We start from the raw sequence: 21,896 nt of genomic DNA, 5'->3' as shown, positions 1-21,896 counted from the left end.
AGGGCGCCCCAATCGCACTTGGGAATCATTTGTATTTGAGGGCGGGCATCCGGATAATCCGCCGTCACCGCCCTTCCCGGATCACTCCCGATGACCGCTCTGCCGTCGCGTCCGCTGCTGTACACGCTCGCCCTGCCCACCCTGCTGGCCTCGGCCATCGCCCAGGCCCAGGACAACCCGGCGGCGCGCACCCTGGACAAGGTAACGGTGGTGGCCGAGCGGGCCAGCACCGCGACCAAGACCGACACCGCCCTGACCGAGACGCCGCAGGCGATCAGCGTGGTCACCCAGCAGCTGTTCACCGATCGCGGCGCGCACAACCTGCAGGAAGTGCTGCGCTACAGCGCCGGCGTCACCGCCGATGCCTGGGGCCTGGATACCCGCAACGATGCCACCTCGGTGCGCGGGCTGGACCCAGTGCAGTACCAGGATGGCCTGCGCCGCAGCTACGGTTTCAGCCCCCTCGCCCGCCCGGAAATCTATGGCCTGGAGCGGGTGGAAGTGCTGCGCGGCCCGTCCTCGGTGCTGTATGGTGCCGGCGCCACCGGCGGCATCATCAATGCAATGAGCAAGCGCCCGACCTTCGGCGCCCTCAACGGCGAGGTCGGCGTGCAGCTCGGCAGTTTCGACCGCAGGCAGCTGCAGGGTGACATCGGCGGCGCATTGAACGATGCCGGTACGCTTGCCGGCCGCTTCGTCGGGCTGGTGCGCGAATCGAACATGCAGACCGATGTATTGAAGGATGACCGCGTCTATCTGGCACCGTCGATCAGCTGGCGCGGTGAACGCAGCACCTTGACCCTGCTGGCCAGCTATCAGCATGACAAGACAGGCTCCAGCCAGCAGTTCCTGCCGCTGGCCGCGACCCTGCTTGCCCCGCCCGGACGCCGCCTCGCCCCGTCCACCTTCATCGGCGATCCCGGTTTCGACCGCATCGACTCGCGCGTCTACAGCCTGACCGCGCTGTTCGACCACAGCTTCAACGACACGCTCAGCCTGCGCTCGGCAGTGCGTTACATCGATGGCAGGACCACTCTGCAGCAGATGTACGTGGACAGCTACAGCAATCCGGAAAATCCCTTCATTGACGCCGAGCGCCGCGTGGTCAACCGCACGGCCTATGGCACCCGCCCCGACGTGCAGATCTTCAGCGCCGACAATGCGCTGCAGTTCGACTTCGCCACCGGTGCCTTCCAGCATCTGCTGCTGGCCGGCGTGGACTACAGCCAATACAAGGAGCAGCTGCAGCGGCTGGACGCCACCGGCACGCCGATCGACATCTACACCCCGGTATCGGTCGCACCGATCGTGCGTGGCTGGGATCGTCAGCCGGACCAGACCTCCACCCAGCTCGGTGTCTATGTGCAGGACCAGATCCGCTGGGCCGACCGCATCTCGCTGGTGCTGGGCGCGCGCCGCGACCATGCACGCTCGAAGACCGAAGGCCAGCCCAGCCAGACCGACAATGCCACCACCTACCGCGCCGGGCTGATCGGCGAACTGGGTGCGGGCGTTTCGCCCTACCTGAGCTACAGCGAATCGTTCCTGCCGGTGTCCGGCCAGGATCTGTTCGGCAGCGCCTTCAAGCCGATGCGCGGCCGCCAATCCGAGGCCGGCATCAAGTGGCAACCGGCGCGCAACCTGCTGCTGACGCTGGCGGCGTACCGCATCACCGAAACCAACCGGCAGACCAACGACCCGGACAACGTATTGAACGTGGTGCAGACCGGCCAGATCCGCTCCAAGGGCGTGGAGCTGGAAGGGCAGTTCCAGTTCGCCAACGACCTGACGGTCACCGCTGCCGTTGCGCGCAACGAGGCCGAGGTCAGCCGCAGCAACTTCGCACTCGAAGTGGGCCAGCGCCTGAACGACACCCCGCAGGACCTGGCCTCGGCCTGGGTGTCGAAGGGCTTCCAGCTGGATGATGCCGCACGCCTGCGCCTGGGCCTGGGCGTGCGCCATGTCGGCAATACGGTGTCGCTGGGCAATGGCGGGCGCATCATCACGCCCAGCTACACGCTGGCCGATGCATTGCTGGAAGTGCAGGTGACCGACTGGACGATGGCGTTGAACATCACCAACCTCACCGGCAAGCGCTACTACGCGCCGTGCCGCACCTTTGGCGACTGCTTCGCCGGGTACCCGCGCGTGGTGACCGGCACCATCAGCTATCGGTTCTGATCACGGCCAACGCTGGCCGCCGCAGCAGCAGGTGCAACAGCACAGCGCATGCGGCAGTCAGCAGCGCCAGGACACGCAGCAGTATCGCCAGCGCCTCGGCACTGGCCTGCTGCAGCTGTGCGCCGCTCATCGCCGGAAGCAGTGCCTGCGCCTGTGCATGCGCACCCGTTGCCAGATAGGCACCGGCGCGCGCCAGGGATGCGGGCGATGCTCCCTGCAGCTGGTGGCCGATCAGCAGCGCAAGCAAGGCCGTGACTGCGGCCAATGCGATGCCTTCACCGGCCACCCGCACGGTTCCGAAGATGCCGGCGGCCATGCCCGCACGCTGCACCGGCACCACACTGACCGACAGCCCATCCATCAAGCCCCACGGCAAGGCCGTTCCAGCGCCGATCAGCATCAGCAACGGCACCCACTGCGACGGCGACGGATGCGATGCATGGCGCGACAACAGGTACAACCCAGAGGCACAGACCAGCAGGCCCAGCGTACACAGCCGCGTACTTCCAACGCGTTCCGCCCAGCGCGCGGCCAGCATCGGCAGCACCAGCATCGGCGCAGACAAGGCCAGCATCTGCAGCCCGACCAATGTCGCGCTCTGTGCATGCACGCCCAACAGCTGCAGAGGCAACACCACCAGCAGCACCACGTAGCCGAAGCAGGTTGCGACCGGCAGCAGCTGGACACCGAGGAACGCCGGTTGCGAGAACAGCGAGAGGTCCAGCAACGGTGAGCGGTGCAGTCGTTCGATGCAGACGAATACCCCGCCCAGTACCAGCGTCGCCAACAGCGCCAGCTGCACGCGCATTGCATGCAAGCCGAATTCACCCAGCCACAGCAGGGCCAGGGTCAACGCCGCCAGCATCAGGCTGAAGCCCAGCATGCCGCCGACATCCAGCCGCCCGCGTTCACCATGGCTTTCGGGCAACACGCGCGCGCCCACGGCGAAGGCCGCCAGCGTCAGTACACCGCCCGCGGCGAACACACTGCGCCATCCCAATGCCTGCAACAGCAGACCCGCGAGCAGCGGCCCCAGCGCCAGCCCCGCACCGAATGTGGTGCCCAGCAGCGCGAACACACGGGCACGCACCGGCCCCTGCCAGGCATGCGCCAGCGCAGCGGTGCCGGACGCCAGCGCCGCTGCAGCGGCAACGCCCTGCAGCCCGCGCGCCAGATCCAGCCACAGCAGCGTAGGGGCCAGGCAAACGACGGCCGTGGCGATGCTGAAGCCCGCCGTACCCAGCAGGAACAACCGCCGCCGACCATAACGATCGGCCAGGCCACCGGCAGCGAGCAACAGGCTTCCGAAGGTGAGCATGAAGGCGTTGGTCACCCAGGCCAGCGCAGTCGGCGACGACGCCGCGGAACGGGCCAGCGCCGGCACCGCGACGGCACCGGCCGAGAAGGACAACGGCAGCGCCAGTGCAGCCAGGCAGACGGCAAGCAGGGCCCAGCGCTGATGCGTGTGGGAAGGTACGGGAAGCATCGAAACCGGGGCCATGCGGGCCTCCATCCATCAGGGGCATTGATGATGGACAGGCCGCTATTCCAGAAAAACAGGCTCGATGGACGTTGATTGCGGCCCGATGTTCCGTAATCATGCCCCGCATGGATTCCATTTCTGCCCTGCTGGCCTTCGTCCGTACCGCCGAAGCAGGCAGCATCGTCGGCGCCGCTCGCGTCCTCGGCCTGTCCGCGTCGGCCGTGGGCAAGCGCATCGCCCGCCTTGAACAGGAACTCGGCACCCGCCTGTTCCAGCGCACCACCCGCCGCGTGCACCTCACCGACGAAGGCGAACTGCTGCTGCAGCGCTGCCGGCGGGCACTGGATGAACTTTCCGAAGCGCAGGCGGATCTGGCGCAGCGACAGCACGCCCCGAGTGGACTGCTGCGCATCGGCCTGCCCACCATCGGCTACCGCTTCCTGTTGCCGGTACTGCCGGGGTTCCAGCAGCGCTACCCGCAGGTGCAGCTGGAGCTGGACTTCAACGATCGCATCGTCGACGTGGTCAGCGAAGGCCTCGACGCGGTGATACGCAGCGGTGAACTGGCCGATTCCAGCCTGACCGCACGGCGGCTGGGCGGCTTCCGTTTCATCCTCTGTGCGGCGCCGGGCTATCTGCAGGCCCATGGCACGCCCGGTAATGTGAGCGAGCTGCGCCTGCATACCGCGCTGCGCTTCCGTTACCCCACCACCGGAAAGCTGCACCCGTGGCAGCTGCCGGGCATCGAAGGCGATGCTGGAGCGCGCCTTCCCACGGCGATGACCTGCAACAACATGGAGGCCGTGCTGGCCGCTGCGATCGGTTGCATGGGCCTGGCCTGGATGCCTGACTTCCTCGCAGCCGACGCGCTGGCCGATGGCCGCCTGCAGCGGGTACTGCCAGCACTGCCCACGCACCAGGGGCAGTTCTCGTTGCTATGGCACGGTGGGCGCCATCCCAGTGCACGCCTGCGGGTGTTCATCGACTATGCCGTTGCGCATCTGTTCCGCGGCCACCCGGAAAAGGGGACGGAGGGGATTAAGTCGTTTCAGGCACAGTAGGGCCGATTACGACTTAATCCCCTCCGTCCCCTTTTTCGCTCAGCGGCTGAAGCGGCGCGCGCCGGCGACGCAGATCACCGCGACCACGGTCACCAGCACCATGCTGAGGCTGACCGATTCGTGCAGCAGCAGCGCGGCCAGGGCCAGGCCAAAGAACGGTTGCAGCAGCTGCAGTTGGCCGACGGCCGCAATGCCGCCCTGCGCCAGCCCGCGGTACCAGAACAGGAAGCCGATCAGCATGCTGAACACCGCCACGTAGCCCAGCGCCCACCACGCCGACGCACCGACCGCGGTGAACGAGGCCGGGCGCATCAGCACTGTCAGCGGCAGCATCACCGGCAACGCCAGCAGCAGCGCCCAGCTGATCACCTGCCAACCGCCAAGGTGGCGGGCAAGTCGACCACCTTCGGCATAGCCGAGCCCACACACCACGATCGCCGCCAGCATCAGCAGGTCAGCCTGCAGCGAGGCCTCGATGCCGTTGCGCACCGCATAGCCGACCACGCAGGCACTGCCCAGCAGCGAGAACAACCAGAACGCCGGGCGCGGTCGATCGCCGCCGCGCAGCACGCCGAACACCGCAGTGCTCAGTGGCAGCAGGCCGAGGAACACGATGGTGTGTGCCGATGACGCATGCCGCAGCGCGAGCGCGGTCAACAGCGGAAAGCCGACCACCACCCCCAGACTGACCACCGCCAGGCCTGGCAGGTCATTGCGCCGCGGCCACGGCTGGCGCAGCAGAAGGAGCAGGCCAAGGCCGAGCACAGCGGCAATGGTCGCGCGTGCAGCAGTGACGAATCCGGCGTCAAGCTGCAGCACCGCCAAGCGGGTGGCCGGCAGGGAGCCCGCGAAGATCACTACACCGATGAAGCCATTGATCCAACCACTCGCCGACCGTTCCACGCCTGTACTCCTGAAGATGCCGGACGATGCCCGGCTGGACCTGTATGGAAGCATCCAGCGCGGAACGACCCCAGCTACAATCCAGTACAGTCACAAGTAACTGTACTGCCCACACTTCCACTACGGTTCCGCCATGCCACGTTCGCTCACCCGCATTGAATCGGTCATCCAGACCGTCCGCGCCCGCATCGGTGCGCGGGTGGATGGCCCCGGCTCGCGCCTGCCTTCGGTACGTGCGCAGGCGGCGGCGATGGGGGTGTCGGTCTCGACCGTGGTCGAGGCCTACGAGCGCCTGGCCGCCGAAGGCCTGATCAGTGCGCGCGCAGGATCCGGCTTCTACGTCAGTGGGCCGACCGCACCGCTGGCGCTGGCTGAAATGGAACCCCGGCTGGATCGCGCCGTGGACCCGCTGTGGGTGTCGCGGCAATCGCTGGAAACGCCCGCGGGCCACCTCAAGCCGGGTTGTGGCTGGATGCCCAGCGATTGGCTGTACCACGATGGCGTGCGCCGCGGCCTGCGTCGGCTGGCGCGTGCCGATGCCCTACAGCTGGTCGACTACGCCGGCCCGCTCGGGCTGCCCGCACTGCGCCAGCTGCTGCAACGACGCAGCGCCGCGCTGGGCATTGATGCACCGATGGAGCAGATCCTGCTGACCGAATCCGGTACGCACGCGGTCGATCTGCTCTGCCGTTTCCTGCTCAAACCCGGCGACTGCGTGCTGGTGGATGACCCGAGCTACTTCAACTACCACGCGTTGCTGAAGGCGCACCAGGTGCAGGCCATCGGCGTGCCGTACACGCACAGCGGCCCGGACCTGGAGGCGTTCGCGCAGGCAGTTCAGGCGCATACGCCGCGGCTGTACATCACCAACTCGGGCCTGCACAACCCGACCGGCGCGGTGCTTTCCGCCAGCACCGCGCACCGCCTGCTGGGCCTGGCCGAACGCAATGAACTGATCATCGTCGAGGACGACATCTTCGCCGACTTCGAACTGCAGCCTGCGCCGCGGCTGGCCGCGCTCGATGGACTGTCGCGGGTGATCCACGTCGGCAGCTTCTCCAAGACGCTGTCGGCGGCTTCGCGCTGTGGCTACATCGCTGCGCGCCACGACTGGATCGAAGCGTTGACCGACCTGAAGCTGGCCACCAGCTTCGGCGGCGGCCATCTGGCGATGCAGTTGATGCACATCGCGCTGACCGACAGCGGCTACCGCCGCCACATGCAGTCGGTACGTTCGCGCCTGGCCGATGCGCGCCGGCACACGCTGCGGAAGCTGCAGGCGCTGGGCATCACGCCGTGGCTGCAGCCGGAAGCCGGGCTGTTCCTGTGGTGCCAGCTGCCCGATGGCCGCGATGCCGCCGCACTGGCCCGGCAATGCCTGCGCGAGGGCATCGTGCTGGCACCGGGCAACGCGTTCAGCCAATCGCAGCGCGCGACTGACTATGTACGTTTCAACGTTTCGCAGTGCCAGGACCCGAGGATCTGGCAGGTACTGGCGCGGGAACTGCGTTGAGCTGGTAATGCGCGACCAGCGCATCCACCACCACGCGCACGCCCGGCAACTGGCCGCGACGATGCGGCAGCAGCACGCTGGTGGTCACTTCGCCGGCATGCCACGCCGGCAGCACCTGCTGCAGGCGGCCAGCGGCAAGGGCCTCGGTACACAGGCTGTGTGGCAACACGGTAATACCAAGACCCGCTTCGGCCGCCGCGATCAGCAGCTGCGATTCATTGCCGACCAGCGCCACCTGCGGCTCCACCTGCACGGTGCGGGCGTCGGGGCCGTGCAGCGTCCAGCGCGTTGCATGACGCGCGGTCAGCAGGCCGGCATGCGCACGCAGCTGCTCGGGCGTATCCACTGCCGGCGCGGCTGCCAGATAGCCAGGGGACGCCACCAGCACGATGCGCTCGCTACCCAGCGAGCGCTGCACCAACCCGGAATCCGGCAGCGGACCGAAGTGACTGCGCAGAGCGATGTCGATGCCCTCCTGAGCCAGATCGACGAAACGATCACTCACTTCAACTTCGATGCGCAACCGTGGATAGCGGCGGGCCAGTGCAGGCAGGCACGCGGCGAGCTCGCCCTGCACCACCGGAATCGAAGCGCTGATGCGTACGGTGCCGCTGGGTTCGGCCTGGCGGTCGCGGACGATGGCCTCGGCGGCCTCGACCTCGGACAACGCTGCGCGTGCGCGCTCGAAGAACTCCTGACCGACCTCGGTCAATGCGAAGCGGCGCGAACTGCGTTGCAGCAGCCGCACCTGGAGCTGTTCTTCCAGCAGCGCCACGCGCTTGCTCAGGGTCGAGCGCGGCAGGCCCAGATGGCGCCCGCCTGCGGCGAAACCGCCCTGCTCCACCGCAGTGACGAACAGGGCCAGATCGTTGAGGTTGAGCATGCGTAACGTCCACATATGTAGACTTCAGGATGCCATTCGGACGGCTTCCGGAGCAATGTCCACGCGGGCACGCTTTCCTCACCCGCCGCATCGCGGCTCGAACCGGAAACCTGCCATGACCCCGATCCTCTTCTACGGCGTGCCCTCGGGCTGCTCGTTCGGCTCCATCATCGCGCTGGAGTGGCTGCGCCAGCCGTATCACCTGTGCCGCATCGAGATGCCCGGCCAGGTGCAGGGCGAAGACTACCGCCGCCTCAATCCACTGGGCGAAACCCCGACCCTGCGAACCACACAGGGCGAGCTGCTCAGCGAGAGCCTGGCCATCCTCAACCACCTGGCCGCGAAGGGCATCGCACAGGGCCTGGGCTTCGCACAGGGCACCTCCGGCTTCGATCGCCTCAACCATCGGCTGGCCTATCTCAACACCAGTTTCTTCGGTGCCTACGCGCCGCTCTGGCACGCACTGGAGCATGCGGAAGGCGATGAAGGCGAGGCGCTGCGCGCCTATGGCACGACCAAGGTACGCCACGCCCACCAGGCGCTGGAGCAGATGATCGGCACGGGCCCGTGGCTGCTGGGCGAACAGCGCAGCTTTGCCGACGCCTACTTCGCAGGCATCGCGCGCTGGAACGACTATCACCAGGTGGTCGATCGACGCGAGTTCCCAAGGGTGCAGCAGCTGTTCGAGCGCCTGCAGGACGACGCCGGCGTGCAGTTCGCCCACGCCATCGAAGCGCAGCAGCCGGCAACCAGCGGCGGTGGATTCCTCGGCGAGGTGCGGCTGGAAGACGTGCTTGAGGCCGCAACGGCCTGAGCCCTGTCCTGCCCGTGCGGCAGCGGCGCGCAATGCCTCTTGCGCGCCGCGCTACAGTGGTATGTCCCCCGCTGCAGGAATCCGCGCATGTCCACGTTCTCCGATCCGCAGGCGGTGGCCCGCTATGCCGAAGCGCCGCTGCGCCAGGTGCCCGGCTTCCTCGCCCTGCAGCAGATGAGCCGGCTGCTGCTGGCCGAACGCGTCCCTGCGCACGGCCGCGTGCTGGTGCTGGGTGCCGGTGGCGGGTTGGAACTGAAGGCCTTTGCCGAGGCTCAGCCGGGCTGGCAGTTGCTGGGCGTGGACCCGGCTGCGCCGATGCTGGCCCTGGCCGAGCAGACACTGGGTCCGCTGATGTCGCACGTGCAGCTGCTGGAAGGCTATATCGACGATGCACCGGATGCGCGCTTCGACGGCGCCAGCTGCCTGCTGACCCTGCACTTCCTCGATGCCGGGCAGCGCCTGCACACGCTGCGCGAACTGCACCGGCGCCTGCAACCCGGTGCGCCGCTGGTGGTGGCGCACCACAGCGTGCCGCAGGACCCGGCCGGCAAGCTGCGCTGGTTGCAGCGCTACGCGGCGTTCGCCGAAGCCTCGGGGGTTGCCCACGCCGATGCGCAGCGCGCGATCGACGCCATTGCCGAACGGTTGCCGCTGCTGGCACCCGAGCAGGAGGTTGCGCTACTGCAGGAGGCCGGCTTCGACGGTGTGGAGCTGTTCTATGCCGGCTTCAGCTTCAAGGGCTGGGTGGCGTACGCCGGATGATGCCTACGGCACCACCGTGATGCCGATACGCTGCATCAACAGCGCCACCTGCTGCACATCCAGCGTGGCGCCACGCAGGTTGGTGCTGCGCAGGTCCAACTCGCCCAGCTCCGAGTTGGTCAGGTTGCAGTCTGTGAAGTTGGCACTGTTCCAGTCGATCCCCTCGAACTGGCCACCGGACAGATCCGAACCGGCGAAACTGGCACCGCTCACGTTCGCGCCATCCCAGCGGTTTTCCCACAGTTCGCACTTCTCCAATGTCACCCGCGAGAAATTGGCATAGCGCAGGTTCGATTTCTTGATGAAGGCACTGCAGAACCAGCTGCGCGTGGTGATCTGGTTCATGAAGCTGGCGTTGCTGAAATCCGCGCCCTGCGCACGGCACTCGCTGATCTCCAGGCCCAGCGCCTTGATGAAACTGAAGTGGCACATGCTGATGTCGCAACTACGGAAGCTGGCTTCCTTCAATGTGGCGCCGTTGAAGCGGCAACCGGCGCGGTATTCAGCGTCGTAGAAGCTGCAGTTGATGAACTCGGTGGCGGTCAGGTCCGCGCCGGAGAAATCGCATTCGTGGAACTGCTGGTCGACCACTTTCTGGCCGGTGTACTGGTCCGCGCCGATGCGCAGCTTGCGGTGAACGGTGGGGGACATCGTGGATTCCATGCCAGGTGCCCCGCCATGATGCCGGGCCGCGAGGGCGATCCATAGACGTGGACGCGGGCGAATTCACCAGCAGTCCAGCCGCCCTGTGTCCCCCCAATGCCGGATGCACGTTGTTGCACATTAATGCACGAACGTGCAGACTTGCGGCATGAGCTCCGATCCCAGCCCCCTCCCCGCCCAGCGCACCCTGCAGATCCTCGAGGAACTGCGCCAGCAGGGCCGCGTGGTCGCCGCCGAACTGGCGCGCCGCTATGCCGTCTCCGAAGATTCGATCCGCCGCGATCTGCGCGAGCTGGCCGCCCAAGGCCTGTGCCAGCGTGTCTACGGCGGCGCCGTGCTGCCGCCCCCCAAGGAACGCCCGCTGCGCGAGCGCCTGACCCGCGACCGCGGCGACAAGGCCGAGCTGGCCGCCCGCGTCTGCGCGCTGCTGCAGCCCGGCCAGGTCGTACTGCTCGACGCCGGTTCAACCAACCTGGCGATCGCCCAGCAGCTGCCGACCGCTCTCGGCCTGACGGTGATCACCAATGCTCCGCAGATCGCCACCGCCGCCAGCATGCTCGAAGGCACTTCGGTGCAGCTGATCGGCGGCCGCCTGGCCAGTGGCGGCGGCGCGGTCGGCGCTGAAGCGTTGGCGCAGGTGCAGCGCCTGCGCGCCGACGTATACCTGCCCGGCCCCTGCGCGGTGGACGGCGACACCGGCGTCTGGGCAATGGATTCGGAAGAAGCCACGCTGAAACGCGCGATGGTGGCCTGCAGCAGCCGCGTCATCGTCGCCGCCACCACTGAAAAGCTCGGTGCCCGCGGCAACTGGCAGATCGCCAGCCTCGATGAAATCGACGATCTGGTGCTGACCACCTCGGCTCCGCCGGCGCTGGCCGCGCGCTTCCGCGCAGCCGGCATCGCGGTACACCCCACTCCGCCCTGACCGTACCGCTCATGTTCCTTGCCAACCGCGCGCGTGCCGAACAGCACGCGACCCGCGCTGCGTTCTTCATTCCCGGCTTCGCCACTGCGCTGTGGGCCACCCTGGTGCCATTCGCCAAAGCGCGCACCGACATCAACGACGCTACGCTGGGCCTGGTGCTGCTCTGCCTCGGTGCCGGTTCGCTGCTGGCCATGCCGCTGTCCGGTGTACTGGCCGCACGCCTGGGCTGCCGGCGGGTGATGGTGGCCAGCAGCCTGCTGATCTGCCTGACCGTGCCCGGCCTGGCGCTGGCCGATTCGGCCTGGTCACTGGGGCTGGTGCTGTTCGTGTTCGGCGCCGCCGTGGGCGCGATGGACTGCACGATGAACGTGCAGGCCGTCATCGTCGAGCGCGAAGCGCGGCGGGTGATGATGTCCGGCTTCCATGCCTTCTTCAGCATCGGCGGCTTCCTCGGCGCGGCCACCATGACCGTGCTGTTGTCCGCACAGCTGCCGCCACTGGCATCGGTGCTGATCGGCGTTGGCGCCATGCTGCTGGTGATGCTGCTGTCGGCGGCGTACTGGCACAGCGAACGCATGCCGCACGACACACCGATGTTGGCCCTGCCGCACGGCATCGTGCTGTTCATCGGCGTGCTGGCGTTCGTCGCCTTCCTCGGTGAAGGCGCGATGCTGGATTGGAGCGCGGTCTTCCTCAGCGATGTGCGTCGCGTCGATGCCAGCCTCGCCGGTATCGGCTATGTAACCTTCACCCTGACCATGACCGGGGCGCGCTTGTTCGGCGACGCACTGGTGGAGCGCGTAGGCCGTGAGCGCGCGATCGTGTTCGGCGCGCTGCTCGCCGCCGCGGGAGTGCTGGTACTGACCCTGGTCACGCCGTGGCAGGCGTCACTGTTCGGCTATGTGCTGGTCGGCCTCGGCTGCGCCAACATCGCACCGGCACTGTTCTCGCTGGCCGGCCACCAGACGCGCATGCCGGGTGCGCTGGCAATCACCGCAGTATCCACGCTGGGCTTTGCGGGCATCCTTGCCGGACCGGCGCTGATCGGTTTTGCTGCCAACCACTTCGGCCTGATCGCTGCGTTCATCGGCGTGGCCACGGCCTTGTTGCTGGTGGCCGTGTCCACACGTTGGCTGCGGATGTAGCCCAGGTCCTCAGCGCCGCCTGTGCCGCAGCTTCATCCGCAATCGCCGATAGCCGATCACCGTCGCCGTGGCACACAGCGCGGTGCCAGCAGCGCTCAGCAGCAGCAACACCGCCAGCCGGGCACCTTCCTGGCGCAGCATCGCCGGTAGGTCCCAGCTGTGCAGGAAGTAGAACAGCCAGCGCCCCAGGCGCTCACGGTGCCCCATTGTCAGCAACGGATCGCCGGTGGCCAGGTCGAGGTAGACGCGCGTGGCCTCGGCATCGCCGAAATCCGCCACCGCCACTGGGAAGCGCCGCACCGCCGCGCCGTTCATGGCTTCCGGTGCACGCGGATAGAAGTAGGCATCCGCTGCCTGCTGCACCACGAACTCCTGCATCGGCGCATCGGACAGCGCACGCACCTTCTGCTGCAGCCACGGGGCCGGCAGCAACCGCGCCACCTGCAAATGCCCATCGCTGCCAGACACGATGCGGGTATCGCCTTTCCCATCCAACAGCACCGCGAACAGCTCGCCTCCGATGCGGCGCCACTGGATCTCGACTGGTTGGAAGCGCTCAGCATCGGCCACCGCCAGAAGCTTCGCCGGCTCACCCAACGCGCCATCCACTGTTACCGCGCTGCCACGATAGCGTTCAACATCGATCGCCTCGCGCGTGCTGCTGAAGACCCCCAATGGATTCATCGACATCAGCCCGCTGAAGATCCAGGTGAACACGAAGGCCGCAGCCATCAGTCCGATCAGATGGTGCCAGCGCATCCACGGTTCGACGTACGGCGTCTTCGCACCGGAGCGGTAGCGCCCGCGGAAACGCCAGCGCCACACACCCACCACGATGCCGCTGACCGCCGCCACCGTGCACAGCGCGGACAGCACGATCACCACCCACGTCCATACCGGATCCACCGACTGCATGCGCAGGAAGTACAGCCAGTGCAGCCAGGCCCCCACATAGTTCCAGCGCTGCTGCACGTGCGGTGCGTCCAGCACCACTTCACCGGTGCGCGAGGACACATACAGGTCACCGGGCTGTGCGCCCCCCACCTCCACCCGGTACAGCGGCCGGTGCGCGTCCAGCGCGCGCGAATGCGTCCAACGGTCCTCTTCCACGCGCATTGCACCGACAAAGGCCGGGCCGCCAGCAAACTGTACCGCTGACGCTTCGGCGCGCTGTGCCGATACGGGCAGCAGGGCGTGGCCGGTGTACGCCGACCAGGCGCCCACGTTGCTTCCCGCGCGCACCACATACGCAGGCTCGCCACGCAGCGTGGTCAGCGCCACGGCCTCCGGCTCGGTCTGCACGGCTGCAGGCAGCACCGACAGCCCGCGCAGATCGCGGGCCTCCGGCAGCACCGGCAATGCCGCCAGACGTTCACCGGGCGTCAGCTTCGGGTAGCCGATGAACAACATCACCATGCCGCTGACGAACCACAACAGCATCAGCAGGCATCCGCCGATGCCGAGCCAACGGTGCACCAGGTAGGTCCAGCGCTTGGCAGTGGATCGCAGCGACATGGTGCGTGTCCTCAGAAGCGATGGTCGACGGTGAACTCGACGCGACGATCCGCGCCCAGCAGCCACTGCGTGCTGGTGTAGTACGCGGTGGCGTAGTACGCCTTGTCGAATACGTTGAACAGGCGCGCTGACAATCGCGTGCGCGGTGCTGCCTGCCAGGTCAGCGCCAGATCAGTGGTGCTGTAGCTGGGCAACTCCAGCGTGTTGGCATTGTCTGCGTAGCGCTTGCCGACATAGCGAACGCCACCCGCCGCGCTCCAGTCCGGTGCGAACTGCCAGCTCAACCACACATCGGCCAGGCGTTCGGCCACGTTCGGCGGCACGTTGCCATCGCGCGACACCAGCAGCGGCGGCGAACCGGTGGTCTCCAGGAAGTCCTCGAACTCGGCCTTCAGCACCGTGGCGTTGGCATCCAACGTCCAGTGCGGCGCGACGTTCCAGTTCAACGACGCCTCGATACCACGTGAGGTCTGCGCGCCCACCTGCACGTGGCGGTCCGGCACCAGCGGATCGCGGCTGAGCAGCCCGGTCTTGCGGATGCGATACGCCGCCAGCGTCCACTCGCCGCCATCGAAGGCCTGCTTCAGGCCCACCTCGATCTGCCGCCCCTTGGCCAGGTCGAAGGCACCGTTGGCCGGGCTGATCATCAGCAGGCCACTGACCGGGTCCGCCGCCTGCGAGTACTGCGCATACAGGCTCAGCGTCGGCTGCAGCGCGAATACCGTGCCTGCACGCCAGCCGGTGCTGCTGTAGGTCTTCGAGAACGCATTCTGGCCGCTGATCAGATCGGTACGGTCGATGCGCGCGCGGTCGTGGCGCAGCCCACCCAGCACCGACCAGCGCTCGCTCAGCGCCAACCGGTCTTCCGCGAACAGCGCGTACTGCTCGGCACGATTGCGGTAGCGCGGCAGGTTCGGCGCGTCGCTGACGAACTGGCCCGGCACCGGTTCGAACGGATCGACCGGGCCCGAACTGCCAGCAGAGGTGTTGTTCGTGTGCTTGAAGTGCGCGCGGTTGGCGTCCAGGCCCACCGCGAAGCTGTTCTGCAGGCCACCCGCGGTTCCCTGCACACGCAGCGTCGAGGTCAGCCCGGTCTGGTCCTGGTTGTGGGTGATCTCGGTGTTTCCCGAGCGATCGATCAAGCCGGTGGCGCGGTTGTAGACATAGGCTTCGGCATTGCGCCAATCGCGCTGGCTGTCGATCTGGTAGAGGCGCGTGCGCCATTCCACGTTCGCGTTCGGCGTCCACAGCGCATCGAGCTGGGTCCAGCGGTCGCGATAGCGGATCTGGCTGTCTTCCACGTTGTAGTTGCGGTGGCGCAGCGCCTCCAGCTGGCGGCCCTCGATCAGCGGCGTGCCGAAGTAACGCATCGGTTGCTGGTAGCCCTGCGCATGGGTGAGGGTCAGCTTCAGGTCCGCGCGCGGCTGCCACAGCAACGCACCGGAGAATGTGGCGTCACTGTTGCGCCCACGATCGACCCAGCCACCGCTGTAGTTGCCACTCACGTCCAGCCGGTAGGCCAGGTCCGGGGTCAGCGCACCGCCGCTGCCGAAGCCCAGGCGCGCGGTGTCCTCGCTGCCCACGGTTACGCTGATCTCGTTCTCGATCGCACCACGCGTGGGCTTCTTCGGCACGATGTTGATCACGCCGCCGATCGCACCGTCGCCATGGATGACCGAGGCCGGGCCGCGCAGCACTTCGATGCGCTCGATCGACCAGGTATCGAACGGGAAGGTGATACCCACGCCACCGTACTGGCGCAGCCCGTCGTACAGGCGCATCACCGAAGCGCCATCGGTGAAGCCGCGGCTGGACAGCGCACTCAGGCCGTTGCCGGGGTGCGGCATCGCACTGATCGCACCTGCCCGGCTGATCGCATCGTTGAGGTTGCTGTCGCCACGCTGCTCCAGTTGTTCGCGCGAAATCACCGTCAGGCTGGCCGGTGTCTGCAGCACGCTCAGGCCCAGCGCGGAACCGGCGTTGGCGGTGGACGACAGCTCACCGCTGCGGGTATCGACCACCCGCACGGTATCCAGCGTGGTCGGTGGTGCCGCATCGGCGGCAAGCAGGGGCGCGGCGTGCATGAGCAACGCGCACAGGACAGGCAGCGTCGCCCGGCGCAGGTGCGCGGAGTTGGGGTTCGTTTTCATTTGTTCACGGCATGCAAGGCCACCCCGCAATGGCAGGGCAGCAATCAGAAAGGGACAAACACGCGCGTGCGGGCACCGGCCGTGGCCGGCAACCTCATGGAAAAATGCTCAATGCAACGCGCGTGCGGCTCAGGCGGCCATCATGGCTGGCGGCCCACGCGCTCCCAATGTGCCGCTGATCCGTTGCGGCAACGTCTGCACCGCACCGCGCAGTGCGCGGCACACCGGTGCCATCGGCGCCAACAGCAGCACTGCCGCCACCAGCAGGGTGATCAGCCGTGCAGCGATCAGGCAGTAATCGCAGTCCACACCCATCTCATGATCGGCGTGTGGATCGGCAGGTGGCTTCTTTGCGGCCTCGCCGTGCGGCATCGCCATCGCGTGGTGGTCATGATGGCCTTCCATCGCGTGCTGCGCATGCTCTGCGTGCATCGCGTGGTCCATGGCGGCCACCGGTGCTGCAGCAGCCACGTGACCGTGCGCCAGCCAGCGGCTCACCAGCGGGGCGAGCAGCACCAGCAGCATGGCAAGCCATGCCAGGGCCTGGAACCGGCGGTGGAGAGCAGAACGGCGCACGCCGCCATTCTACGGGGCCCTGACCAACCTTGGACCAGGTTCAGGGTTTGCCCCCTGCGACACGGTGACGCAGGGCTGCCCTCCCCCGCGCACGCCCTCCATTCAGTAGATCCACGCCATGCGTGGATGCTTTTCGCGCATCAACTCACGTACTGGGCCACACCATTACCGAACGACCAATTTTCCCGCTTCACTTCCACCAGGTTGATGAACACATCCTCTCGGCGGATACCCACCGCCGCATGCAGGCCATCGGCAATGCCCAGGTACAACGCTTTTTTCTGCTCCAGCGTGCGTCCCTCGTTCCAGGTGATCTGGATGCAGATGAAATCGTCGGTGCGGTCCACGCCCAGGTAACCGGGGTCGTAGATCAACGTGCCCGGCTCGTGTTGCTGGAAGATCTGGAAGCGATCGTTCTCCGGCACGCCCACCGCGCGCATGGCCTGGTAGATGGTTTCGCCGACGCGTTGCAGGTAGTCGGCGGATTTACCTTTGCGAAGATCGATACGGGCGAGCGGCATGGTGGCACTCCAGAGTGGATGGGCACGGCAACGGGCTGAGACTACGCCTGCCCGGGGCGGTGGGACAGCGCAGGAATGGAACCCTCTGCTTCCATTCGTGGCACGGGCCCGCCCACGTGCGTAACGAAGGCGACCCGGACGAACAGTTGGGCGCCTTCCACACCGACGGGCTGATCGTGGCCGCGCGACAGCTGGTACGCGAGGCACATCATTGCCTCTCCGGCGACGTCGCCTGACCGGCCCGGATATGCGCCCGCTACAATCGAGCAGGGAGCGCAGGAGGCCGCAATGGACGCCGAACACCTGGAGTACTTCAAGGCCGCACTGGAAGGCCGCGCAAGCGTGGGCTGGAACGTCTGGTTCACCGCCAACCAGCAGGCGCTGGCACAACACCTGAGCCGCCCTGCACTGCTGCGCTTGAAGTTCAGCAAACTGGATGAAGCCGAACGCCTGCTGGCCGAGGCCGGCATCGTGCCCTGCAGCACAGCGGGCAAGCGCTACGAAATGTACTGCGCGCAGTTCTCGGTGGACGTGGTGGACGCGAACGGTCGCCCGCTACCGGCCATCTGGCGCGCGGCGCACGGCGGTGCCATCGGCCTGCTTGCCGATGGTGAGCAGGAGGCCGGCCAGGCGAAGCTGCTCGCGGAATTCCGCCGCGTCCGCAAGCGCGGACTGCAGCAGGCCCATGAATGGTTGGCCGATCTGTGCTTTGAAGGCGAGATGGAACTGAGCGGCGGCAATGCCGATGTGGGCCGTAGCCTGCTGGCGGTGGTGGTGCGGGCCGGCAGCGGTCACGACCTGCTGGATGCAACCGCGATGATCGCGCGCGAGCTGCTGGAGGACCTCGGCTGAAACGGTGATCGCTTCGGCGGGCACTACGGAATCACAGGCAACAAAAAAGCCCCCATTGCTGGAGGCTTCTTTCGTTCTGCAACATGGTGGGCGGTACAGGGATCGAACCTGTGACCCTTGCCGTGTGAAGGATGGCAACGGCCCTTGTGGCGCAACGCATCCGCCTGAAATCCCTTGATTTACCGTGTCATTGCGTCCCGCTGGATTTGGCCGCACACTGGGTTTTGCTGTTACCGTGCAGTTACGAGCCCATGAAGCAATCCAAGCGCCTCAGTCCCAGCGTTGTCGAATCAGCCAAGCCCGAGGATGCGCCCTACCGTCTGTGGGACACCATGGTTCCGCAGCTACACGTTCGGGTACAGCCATCGGGGGTGAAGAGCTGGAACGTCCAATGGAGCCGGACCAGCACCCGCGCGCTGGGCAAGTGGCCTGCCGTTACTGTGGAGGCCGCCCGCACCCGCGCGCGTGCTGTGCTTGCCGAGACGGACCAGCACGGCGCACCGCTGGCGGTCATCGCCCCCAAGAGCGAACTCACCGTGGCCGATGCCTGCCGCGACTACGTGACCGCCCTGGAGAAGGACGGACGCAAGACCGCATCGGATGACGCCAAGCGCCGGTTTGAGCGCTGCCTCTACGGCGACAAGCTGGGCAAGGTGCGCCTCAAGGATCTCCACCAGGATCACATCGAAGCCTGGCGCGATCGCGTGGAGAAAGGCGACCTCCCGCCGCTGCCCGTGAAGCGCGGCCGGCCACCGGTGGCGAAGCCCTTGGCACGCTCCAGCATCAACCGCATCCGCACGACGCTGGTGGCCGCCCTGAACCACGCCGTGGCCCGCCGCAAGGTATCCCCTGATCTTGCGTTCGAGTGGAACGCCGTGAAGCCGCTCAAGGATGCCGGGCAGCGCCGGGGGCTGTACCTGGAGCGAGAGCAGCGCCGCGCGCTGTTGGAGGCAGCTGAGGGGCCGGTGCGCGACCTGATCGAGTGTGTGGCGCTGACGGGCTGCAGGCCGGGCGACCCGTCGCTGTGCCTGCGCTCGGACTATGACGGCCGCACCGCCAGCGTGAGGTTCCGCAGCAAGGATCACGACCGCAAGATACCGCTCTCCCCCGCTGCCACTGCGCTGTTCGACCGCCTGGCCAAAGGGAAGCTACCCAAGGCGCACCTGTTCACCCAGGACGGGAAGAAGGTGTGGACGCCCAGCGACTGGAGCGAGCTTGTTCGGGATGCGTCAGCGCGCGCTGGACTGCCTGCCGGCGTGACGCTCTACACGCTGCGCCATTGCTGGATCACCGACGCCATCGTGGGCGGCATGGACCTGCTGACCGTAGCGAAGCTCGCCGGCACGTCGCTGGCGATGATCGAGAAGCACTACGGCCACCTGGTGCAGGGTGCAGCACGCGACAAGCTGGCGCAGGTGCAATTCCTGTAGCAAAACTCAATTTTGAGCTTTGCTCTGAAATCAGGGGTTTGCCGCAATATCAGCAACCAGTTCTTGGTGTAGTTGCTCCGCCGCCTCGGCCACAGATAGGCCGGCCTGTTCGGCTTCGGCCGCTTTCCCGCTGAAGTACTCGAGCAGCTCAGGATTACCCAGCGAGTTCATCACCACCATGACCGGTGTCACGGGGCCAACGTCTTCGCCGTTAGCCACGGCATCGCGCGCGCGCTGGAGGAGAACCCTGTAAACCTCACGGAAATAGCGCTCCGATGGGGATTGCAGGGACTCGGGCATGAAGAACGCACGTCCGGCAGCAGATGAGAGCAGCTGTGTCGCCATTTGCTCCGCCCCGGCGTCCGCCACCTGGAGCGCTAGCGGGTTTCCAGCCTGAAAGCTTTCGGTCATTACCGCGGCGACCCCGCTGACCAGCTTAGACGCGGCCACTCCATCCACCTGGTAGTCCCTCAACTGCTGCTCGATCAGGTGTTCAGCAGCCTGGCTGAGTGACGTGCGCCGATCCCGGGCAACTACATCCAGCCCGAACAGCGTTCGTGGATCCAGCCGGATCGTGAGCTGTGCAGGCTTTTCAGACGGATGTTTGGGCTTACGGCCGCGCTTGGCCGGCGTCTTGGGCGGGTTCATTTTTCGATTTTAGTGACTCTTGCAATTCACATGCAACCGTGTTCCACTGAATCCGAATTACGCGAGTCGCGCAATTCGCGATAAACAACAGGAGCCCGTGAACATGCATCGCACCAAATTGGCTTACCCGATCGAAGAGGCATTCGACCTGATCGGAGTAACCCGTACCCGTGGATTCGAGTTGGTGAAGGCCGGAGTGCTGCGCAGCTACAAGGACGGGCGCCGCCGCCTTTGTAGCCATGCGGCCCTGGTCGAGTGCCAGCAGGCTATGGAGAAAGCATCCCTTGAGGGCAAGCCCGATGCAGTACCCGCCTGAAATAGAAACGGCCCAGCTGGTTCGCACCCAGCTGAGCCGCAGAAGCCATCGAACCCTCACCAGGAACGAGACCATGACGCCCATCGTACACCAACCATTCCCGCCCGCAATCGGGCAAACCCCCGACGCGCATTCAGACTTTTCCGACACCGCGCGCTGGGCCACCGTCACGCTGACCGACAGCCAGAACACCCCGAGCTACCTTCCTGGCGACGTGCTGGTGATCGACCTGGAAGTGACGGAATACCGTTATGACGCCATGTACGCCGTGGAGATCGACGGCGAGGCGCTGATTCGCTTCGTGCAGCACCGCCCGGGTGGCCTGTACGTCTACGCGCTGTCGGGCATCTACGAAGGCCACCTGATGCCGCGCGCTGCGCTTCGGGTGCTTGGGCTTGTCACCTACGCCAACAAGCTGCGGAGGGTCGGATGAGCCGCCGATTCGAAGTGATCCCTATTGCCTGCGACTGCTGCGGCAAGCCGCTGCTGCCGGTGTTTGGCACGTTCCATCGCGTGGAGCGGGAGTTCGGCTGGGCCTCCCTGCCCTACGTGCTGTGCGGTGACTGCGCCCTGCAGCACCGGGGCAACCCGACCGACGCGCGCGTGCACGAGTGGATCCAGCGCCGCGCCGATCGCGCCGGCGCCGATTGGGGCCGCAGTGTCGGTCAGCTGCTGCAGAGTGCCGCTCGGGTGGTGGCCGCACGGGAGCGCATGCGATGAACGTGACCCGGATCACCGCGAAGGCTCAGGTGGAGCGAGATCTCCTGCTCCCAGCACATCTGCGAGAGCAAGGGTTCGGATTTCAAATCGATGCCCTGCTCGGCTATGCGTCAGCGGTCATCAACTGCATCCACCACGCGGGGCCAGATTGTGCGGATGAGCGCGCGCTGGAAGTGGTGCAGATGCTGATCGGATTTGCTCGCGATCTTTCCAAGGAGCGCGACGGCCACGAGCTGGAAGAGAACGTGTGACACGCATGTCCAAGCGGGCAAAGTTCACTGGCCGAGGGAAGGGGCCACCCTTCCTCTCGATCCTCCATGACATATCCGACTCGCCAGAGTTCGGAAGCCTAAGCGCCTGGGCGTGCAAGCTCCTCATCGAGCTTGCACGCCAGTACAGGCCCGGCAGGAACGGGGATCTGAGCATCCCCTGGTCGATGCTCAAGGAGCGTGGCTGGAACAGCAAATCAACGGTGGTCGCGGCCAAGCGAGAGCTACTGGAGTCCGGCTGGATCATCGAGACCCGGAAGGGCACCAACAACGTATGCAGCCTGTACGCGCTCACCTACTACGCCATCGATGAGTCAGACAAGCACCTGGAGCCGCCAACCACGACGCCGCCACACCTTTGGCGAGCAAAACGAAAAGAGGGGTCGCTATGTGTACCGACAGCGAGCAGCAGCAGTGCGTAGAAATTGAGAATCGGGTTCGCTATGCGTACCTACGAGGTCGCTATGTGTACCGACTCGAAGAGGTGTCGGTACACCTACAGACCTCCGGGTTCGCTATGTGTACCAGTCAAGGCTGTTTTGGCCTGTTCCGGGGTCGCTATGTGT

General features: G+C 66.4%; 23 protein-coding genes. 14 read left to right on the top strand and 9 right to left on the bottom strand.

What is annotated here, in order from left to right; translation table 11 throughout:
- The first annotated feature begins 90 nt into the window (after positions 1–90).
- The gene (locus tag ACZK3J_RS04745) at positions 91–2,181 is read left to right on the top strand and encodes a TonB-dependent siderophore receptor (RefSeq protein WP_478476460.1); all 2,091 of its coding nucleotides are present in this window, start codon (positions 91–93) and stop codon (positions 2,179–2,181) included.
- On the opposite strand, the gene ACZK3J_RS04740 is transcribed toward ACZK3J_RS04745, so the two are convergent.
- Positions 2,165–3,682, bottom strand: coding sequence for an MFS transporter (locus ACZK3J_RS04740; protein ID WP_134951853.1), 1,518 nt, complete (start codon positions 3,680–3,682; stop codon positions 2,165–2,167). The two genes, ACZK3J_RS04745 and ACZK3J_RS04740, sit on opposite strands and share 17 nt — an antisense overlap.
- A 107-nt stretch (positions 3,683–3,789) precedes the next feature.
- On the opposite strand from ACZK3J_RS04740, the gene ACZK3J_RS04735 reads away from it, so the two are divergent.
- A complete protein-coding gene (locus ACZK3J_RS04735; protein ID WP_478476459.1) occupies positions 3,790–4,725 on the top strand; it encodes a LysR family transcriptional regulator in 936 nt (311 codons plus the stop codon).
- 39 nt (positions 4,726–4,764) lie between these two features.
- Here the strand turns inward: ACZK3J_RS04735 and ACZK3J_RS04730 are convergent, their stop codons facing one another.
- Entirely contained in the window at positions 4,765–5,628 is an 864-nt protein-coding gene (locus ACZK3J_RS04730) for a DMT family transporter (protein ID WP_049400660.1), read from the bottom strand.
- A gap of 133 nt (positions 5,629–5,761) precedes the next feature.
- On the opposite strand from ACZK3J_RS04730, the gene ACZK3J_RS04725 reads away from it, so the two are divergent.
- A complete protein-coding gene (locus tag ACZK3J_RS04725) occupies positions 5,762–7,141 on the top strand; it encodes an aminotransferase-like domain-containing protein (RefSeq protein WP_478476458.1) in 1,380 nt (459 codons plus the stop codon).
- On the opposite strand, the gene ACZK3J_RS04720 is transcribed toward ACZK3J_RS04725, so the two are convergent.
- Positions 7,080–8,024 (bottom strand): LysR substrate-binding domain-containing protein, encoded by a 945-nt coding sequence (locus ACZK3J_RS04720; RefSeq protein ID WP_478476457.1) that lies wholly within the window; start codon positions 8,022–8,024, stop codon positions 7,080–7,082. The two genes, ACZK3J_RS04725 and ACZK3J_RS04720, sit on opposite strands and share 62 nt — an antisense overlap.
- Before the next feature lie 115 nt (positions 8,025–8,139).
- Here ACZK3J_RS04720 and ACZK3J_RS04715 point away from each other — a divergent pair, with 115 nt between their 5' ends.
- Both ACZK3J_RS04715 and ACZK3J_RS04710 read left to right on the top strand, forming a co-directional pair.
- Positions 8,140–8,838 carry a glutathione S-transferase family protein gene (locus ACZK3J_RS04715; RefSeq protein ID WP_478476456.1) on the top strand — a complete coding sequence of 233 codons (699 nt, stop codon included), beginning with the start codon at positions 8,140–8,142 and terminating at the stop codon, positions 8,836–8,838.
- A gap of 87 nt (positions 8,839–8,925) precedes the next feature.
- Entirely contained in the window at positions 8,926–9,600 is a 675-nt protein-coding gene (locus tag ACZK3J_RS04710; protein ID WP_423163218.1) for a class I SAM-dependent methyltransferase, read from the top strand.
- Positions 9,601–9,603: 3 nt separating this feature from the next.
- Here ACZK3J_RS04710 and smqnr read toward each other — a convergent pair whose 3' ends face one another.
- Positions 9,604–10,251, bottom strand: a complete 648-nt coding sequence (gene smqnr, locus ACZK3J_RS04705) for a SmQnr family pentapeptide repeat protein (protein WP_478476455.1) — start codon at positions 10,249–10,251, stop codon at positions 9,604–9,606.
- A gap of 160 nt (positions 10,252–10,411) precedes the next feature.
- Between smqnr and ACZK3J_RS04700 the strand changes: the two genes are divergently transcribed.
- Both ACZK3J_RS04700 and ACZK3J_RS04695 read left to right on the top strand, forming a co-directional pair.
- Positions 10,412–11,188, top strand: coding sequence for a DeoR/GlpR family DNA-binding transcription regulator (locus ACZK3J_RS04700; protein ID WP_049400656.1), 777 nt, complete (start codon positions 10,412–10,414; stop codon positions 11,186–11,188).
- 11 nt (positions 11,189–11,199) lie between these two features.
- Positions 11,200–12,333: an MFS transporter gene (locus tag ACZK3J_RS04695; RefSeq protein WP_478476454.1), complete on the top strand. Its 1,134-nt coding sequence runs from the start codon at positions 11,200–11,202 to the stop codon at positions 12,331–12,333.
- 9 nt (positions 12,334–12,342) lie between these two features.
- Here the strand turns inward: ACZK3J_RS04695 and ACZK3J_RS04690 are convergent, their stop codons facing one another.
- The 4 genes from ACZK3J_RS04690 to ACZK3J_RS04675 form a co-directional block, all read right to left on the bottom strand.
- The gene (locus ACZK3J_RS04690; protein ID WP_478476453.1) at positions 12,343–13,848 is read right to left on the bottom strand and encodes a PepSY domain-containing protein; all 1,506 of its coding nucleotides are present in this window, start codon (positions 13,846–13,848) and stop codon (positions 12,343–12,345) included.
- 11 nt (positions 13,849–13,859) lie between these two features.
- On the bottom strand, positions 13,860–15,998 hold the full coding sequence (locus ACZK3J_RS04685; protein ID WP_478476452.1) for a TonB-dependent receptor: 2,139 nt from the start codon (positions 15,996–15,998) through the stop codon (positions 13,860–13,862).
- 129 nt (positions 15,999–16,127) lie between these two features.
- Entirely contained in the window at positions 16,128–16,523 is a 396-nt protein-coding gene (locus ACZK3J_RS04680) for a DUF2946 family protein (protein ID WP_149908928.1), read from the bottom strand.
- A 191-nt stretch (positions 16,524–16,714) separates the two neighbouring features.
- On the bottom strand, positions 16,715–17,095 hold the full coding sequence (locus tag ACZK3J_RS04675; RefSeq protein WP_049463481.1) for a tautomerase family protein: 381 nt from the start codon (positions 17,093–17,095) through the stop codon (positions 16,715–16,717).
- 288 nt (positions 17,096–17,383) lie between these two features.
- Between ACZK3J_RS04675 and ACZK3J_RS04670 the strand changes: the two genes are divergently transcribed.
- Positions 17,384–17,947 carry a hypothetical protein gene (locus tag ACZK3J_RS04670; protein ID WP_182267339.1) on the top strand — a complete coding sequence of 188 codons (564 nt, stop codon included), beginning with the start codon at positions 17,384–17,386 and terminating at the stop codon, positions 17,945–17,947.
- A gap of 251 nt (positions 17,948–18,198) precedes the next feature.
- Positions 18,199–19,377, top strand: a complete 1,179-nt coding sequence (locus tag ACZK3J_RS04665) for an integrase arm-type DNA-binding domain-containing protein (protein ID WP_478476451.1) — start codon at positions 18,199–18,201, stop codon at positions 19,375–19,377.
- A gap of 30 nt (positions 19,378–19,407) precedes the next feature.
- Here ACZK3J_RS04665 and ACZK3J_RS04660 read toward each other — a convergent pair whose 3' ends face one another.
- Positions 19,408–20,025 carry a hypothetical protein gene (locus ACZK3J_RS04660; RefSeq protein WP_478476450.1) on the bottom strand — a complete coding sequence of 206 codons (618 nt, stop codon included), beginning with the start codon at positions 20,023–20,025 and terminating at the stop codon, positions 19,408–19,410.
- Positions 20,026–20,128: 103 nt separating this feature from the next.
- Here ACZK3J_RS04660 and ACZK3J_RS04655 point away from each other — a divergent pair, with 103 nt between their 5' ends.
- The 5 genes from ACZK3J_RS04655 (at position 20,129) to ACZK3J_RS04635 (ending at position 21,752) form a co-directional block, all read left to right on the top strand.
- The gene (locus ACZK3J_RS04655; RefSeq protein WP_478476449.1) at positions 20,129–20,341 is read left to right on the top strand and encodes a MerR family transcriptional regulator; all 213 of its coding nucleotides are present in this window, start codon (positions 20,129–20,131) and stop codon (positions 20,339–20,341) included.
- Between the two features lie 73 nt (positions 20,342–20,414).
- The gene (locus tag ACZK3J_RS04650) at positions 20,415–20,774 is read left to right on the top strand and encodes a S24 family peptidase (protein WP_478476448.1); all 360 of its coding nucleotides are present in this window, start codon (positions 20,415–20,417) and stop codon (positions 20,772–20,774) included.
- Positions 20,771–21,061 carry a hypothetical protein gene (locus ACZK3J_RS04645; RefSeq protein ID WP_164221793.1) on the top strand — a complete coding sequence of 97 codons (291 nt, stop codon included), beginning with the start codon at positions 20,771–20,773 and terminating at the stop codon, positions 21,059–21,061. The genes ACZK3J_RS04650 and ACZK3J_RS04645 overlap by 4 nt, the downstream gene beginning before the upstream one ends.
- Entirely contained in the window at positions 21,058–21,312 is a 255-nt protein-coding gene (locus tag ACZK3J_RS04640; protein WP_478476447.1) for a hypothetical protein, read from the top strand. The genes ACZK3J_RS04645 and ACZK3J_RS04640 overlap by 4 nt, the downstream gene beginning before the upstream one ends.
- Positions 21,313–21,317: 5 nt before the next feature.
- A complete protein-coding gene (locus ACZK3J_RS04635) occupies positions 21,318–21,752 on the top strand; it encodes a hypothetical protein (protein ID WP_478476446.1) in 435 nt (144 codons plus the stop codon).
- The last annotated feature ends 144 nt before the right edge of the window (positions 21,753–21,896 follow it).

The organism is Stenotrophomonas sp. 86428_Sma (genome assembly GCF_056481585.1).
Note: the sequence above shows the minus strand (reverse complement) of the source record. Positions and strands in the feature narration are given on the sequence as shown.

Coding starts and splice junctions, on each gene's coding strand:
- ACZK3J_RS04745 (WP_478476460.1), top strand. CDS start 91: ATGACCGCTCTGCCGTCGCGTCCGCTGCTGTACACGCTCGCCCTGCCC.
- ACZK3J_RS04740 (WP_134951853.1), bottom strand. CDS start 3,682: ATGGCCCCGGTTTCGATGCTTCCCGTACCTTCCCACACGCATCAGCGC.
- ACZK3J_RS04735 (WP_478476459.1), top strand. CDS start 3,790: ATGGATTCCATTTCTGCCCTGCTGGCCTTCGTCCGTACCGCCGAAGCA.
- ACZK3J_RS04725 (WP_478476458.1), top strand. CDS start 5,762: ATGCCACGTTCGCTCACCCGCATTGAATCGGTCATCCAGACCGTCCGC.
- ACZK3J_RS04720 (WP_478476457.1), bottom strand. CDS start 8,024: ATGCTCAACCTCAACGATCTGGCCCTGTTCGTCACTGCGGTGGAGCAG.
- ACZK3J_RS04715 (WP_478476456.1), top strand. CDS start 8,140: ATGACCCCGATCCTCTTCTACGGCGTGCCCTCGGGCTGCTCGTTCGGC.
- ACZK3J_RS04710 (WP_423163218.1), top strand. CDS start 8,926: ATGTCCACGTTCTCCGATCCGCAGGCGGTGGCCCGCTATGCCGAAGCG.
- smqnr (WP_478476455.1), bottom strand. CDS start 10,251: ATGTCCCCCACCGTTCACCGCAAGCTGCGCATCGGCGCGGACCAGTAC.
- ACZK3J_RS04700 (WP_049400656.1), top strand. CDS start 10,412: ATGAGCTCCGATCCCAGCCCCCTCCCCGCCCAGCGCACCCTGCAGATC.
- ACZK3J_RS04695 (WP_478476454.1), top strand. CDS start 11,200: ATGTTCCTTGCCAACCGCGCGCGTGCCGAACAGCACGCGACCCGCGCT.
- ACZK3J_RS04690 (WP_478476453.1), bottom strand. CDS start 13,848: ATGTCGCTGCGATCCACTGCCAAGCGCTGGACCTACCTGGTGCACCGT.
- ACZK3J_RS04685 (WP_478476452.1), bottom strand. CDS start 15,998: ATGAAAACGAACCCCAACTCCGCGCACCTGCGCCGGGCGACGCTGCCT.
- ACZK3J_RS04680 (WP_149908928.1), bottom strand. CDS start 16,523: ATGCTGCTGGTGCTGCTCGCCCCGCTGGTGAGCCGCTGGCTGGCGCAC.
- ACZK3J_RS04675 (WP_049463481.1), bottom strand. CDS start 17,095: ATGCCGCTCGCCCGTATCGATCTTCGCAAAGGTAAATCCGCCGACTAC.
- ACZK3J_RS04670 (WP_182267339.1), top strand. CDS start 17,384: ATGGACGCCGAACACCTGGAGTACTTCAAGGCCGCACTGGAAGGCCGC.
- ACZK3J_RS04665 (WP_478476451.1), top strand. CDS start 18,199: ATGAAGCAATCCAAGCGCCTCAGTCCCAGCGTTGTCGAATCAGCCAAG.
- ACZK3J_RS04660 (WP_478476450.1), bottom strand. CDS start 20,025: ATGAACCCGCCCAAGACGCCGGCCAAGCGCGGCCGTAAGCCCAAACAT.
- ACZK3J_RS04655 (WP_478476449.1), top strand. CDS start 20,129: ATGCATCGCACCAAATTGGCTTACCCGATCGAAGAGGCATTCGACCTG.
- ACZK3J_RS04650 (WP_478476448.1), top strand. CDS start 20,415: ATGACGCCCATCGTACACCAACCATTCCCGCCCGCAATCGGGCAAACC.
- ACZK3J_RS04645 (WP_164221793.1), top strand. CDS start 20,771: ATGAGCCGCCGATTCGAAGTGATCCCTATTGCCTGCGACTGCTGCGGC.
- ACZK3J_RS04640 (WP_478476447.1), top strand. CDS start 21,058: ATGAACGTGACCCGGATCACCGCGAAGGCTCAGGTGGAGCGAGATCTC.
- ACZK3J_RS04635 (WP_478476446.1), top strand. CDS start 21,318: ATGTCCAAGCGGGCAAAGTTCACTGGCCGAGGGAAGGGGCCACCCTTC.